This window comes from Intrasporangium sp. (assembly GCF_036566125.1).
GTDB lineage: Bacteria > Actinomycetota > Actinomycetes > Actinomycetales > Dermatophilaceae > Intrasporangium.
On record NZ_DATCWX010000275.1, the window covers coordinates 1 to 2,311 of the forward strand.

Annotated in this window: 2 protein-coding genes; one reads left to right on the forward strand and one right to left on the reverse strand. The window is 68.8% G+C overall.

Going from position 1 to position 2,311, the window contains the following annotated elements; genetic code table 11:
* Positions 1–1,274: acyltransferase family protein (locus VIR15_RS16875; protein ID WP_331929847.1), on the forward strand; the 1,274-nt coding region annotated here is incomplete at its 5' end.
* An 82-nt stretch (positions 1,275–1,356) separates the two neighbouring features.
* Here VIR15_RS16875 and VIR15_RS16880 read toward each other — a convergent pair.
* The coding region (locus VIR15_RS16880) for a GNAT family N-acetyltransferase (protein WP_331929849.1) at positions 1,357–2,311 on the reverse strand (955 nt) is incomplete at its 5' end.

The window sequence follows — 2,311 nt, forward strand, 5'->3', positions numbered from 1 at the left end:
CCCTCCGTGCCGGCTCACTGCTCGTCGTCGTCCTCGGGCACTGGCTCATGGTGGTGCTCACCCCCGAAGGCGAGATCACCAACGCCCTCAGCATGGTCCCCGCGCTGCAGCCGCTGACCTGGCTCCTCCAGGTCATGCCACTCTTCTTCCTCGTCGGCGGCGTCGCCCACTCCTACGCCCTCGACTCGCTCGACCGGCGCGTGCCGCCGGGCTCCCCGGGTCGTTACGCAGCGTTCTTCCGCGCGCGGGCCGTCCGACTGCTCCGCCCGTCGCTCGCCTTCCTCGCTGTCTGGGTCGCGCTGGGAGTCGTCGCGCACGTCAGCGGGCTGACCGCCCGACCGGGCGTCGAGGGTCGCTTCGCCCGCGACGCGCTCGTGGCCGTGCCGCAGCTGCTGTGGTTCGTGGGCATCTACCTCGGGGCGTGCGCGTTCGCCCCCCTCATGCGGTCATTCCATGAAGCATGGGGGCCGTATGCCGCTGGGCTCCTTGTCGGGCTCGCGCTCCTCGTCGACGTGGTGCGGTTCACCGCCGTTGAGCTCGTCGGCAACCTCAACTTCGTCTTCGTGTGGCTCGCCTTCCACCAGCTCGGATTTCTCTGGCGCGACGGTCGGCTGACGCGGCGGGTTGGCTGGGCCATGCTCGTGGGCGGCTATGGCGCGATGCTCGTCGCGATCACGGTTGGTCCCTACCCGACGTCGATGGTGGGGTTGCCGGGGGAGCCGATCTCCAACATGGCTCCGCCGACCGTGGCCCTGCTCGCCCAGGGTGTCGGCATCTGTGGACTGGCCGTGCTCCTGCGGTCGGCCATGAACCGGATGCTGTCCCGGCCGCGGGCCTGGCTGGCGGTCGTGCGGGCCGCGCCGTTTGCGATGACGGCCTTCCTGTGGCACCTGACCGGGCTGATGGTCGTCCTGCTCGCGATGCGGGCGCTCGGTGTGGAGCAGCCCGCGGTGGCCTCGTGGGCCTGGTGGCTGACGCGTCCGGTGCTCTTCGTCGTCCTCGCGGTGGTCACCGCAGTCCTCGTGGCGATTTTCGTGAGGTTCGACCGCGGCCCACGCACCGCGTCGAGCGCGCCGGTTCACGGGTCGCGGTGGGTCGACGTCGCCGCCGGGGTCTCCGCCCTGTTGGTCTTCTTCGGGATCCTCGTCATCTCGATCGTCGGCGTGGACGTTCTCGGCAACCGAGCGGTCTTCTTCCTCGTCGGCGACGTCACTCCGGCCGTGGGGTTTGCGGTGCTCGGCGCAGGGATCGGCGCCCTCACCTTGATCGAGTGAACAGCTTTCGGGCCCCCAAACTGATCGAGTGAACAGCTTTCGGGGCCAATGGCCCCGAAAGCTGTTCACTCGATCGGGTTCGTCAGGCGAGCTTGCGTTGGTAGGCCGGGCAGAGCTCGACGATGCGGAAGCCGAGGGCCTCGTTGATGTTGACCATCCATGAGTTGGTGCCGTCGTTGCCGGTGACGACCCGTTGCCGCTGGGGATATTCGGCCTGCAACCGGCTGAGGTTCTCCAGCTTGACCGCCATGCCGAGGCGGCGGCCCCGGTGCTCGCGGTGCACGTAGGTGCCCCACTGCCAGACCGTCGACGGTGCGCCAACCGGAAGCACGAGGTCGGTGTAGGCGACGACCTCGCCTGTGCCGCTGATCGCCACGGTCGTGAGTCGCTGCCGTCCCATCTCCCGCTCGACGTCGAGGTACTCCTGGTAGCGCGCGGGGTTGAACGACTCCGGCTCGAACTCGATATCGCCTGTCGGCGCGTCGACGATGAGCTGGTTCATGACCTCGCAGAGGGACGCCCGCAGTGGCTCGGGTACGCCGTTGACGTAGGCCTCGAGCCGGTAGTCGCCCTCCCATCGCGGCCGGGTCTCGGAGTCAAGACGGCTCAGGTGATCATCGGCGACGGGCAGGTCGAGGTGGCGCATGACCTCGGTGTTGTTGAGCGAGTAGCCGTGTCGCTCGATGAAGCGACGATACCCGTGGTCCGGCTCGTCGACGGGGACCATGATCTCGGTGAGCAGGCAGGCTCGACCGGCATCCTGCGCCCGCTCGGCCATCCGGTCCATCAGCGCGGAGCCATGGCCGCGTCGACGGTGGTCGGGGTGCACGTGGAGGTCGAACCACGCCATTGACGTGTTGTCCTCCATCGGCAGGAACAGGGTCGCGACCCCGGCGACGTCACCGCCGTCCTCCGCGACCCAGATCTCCTTGGGCTCGGCCTTGTCCTCGTGCCGCCAGTCGACGGCGACCTCGGTGAAGGACGACGGTTCATACCAGGGGCGACCGAAGACCCGGCTGGCGGCCAGGGCCTCGTAG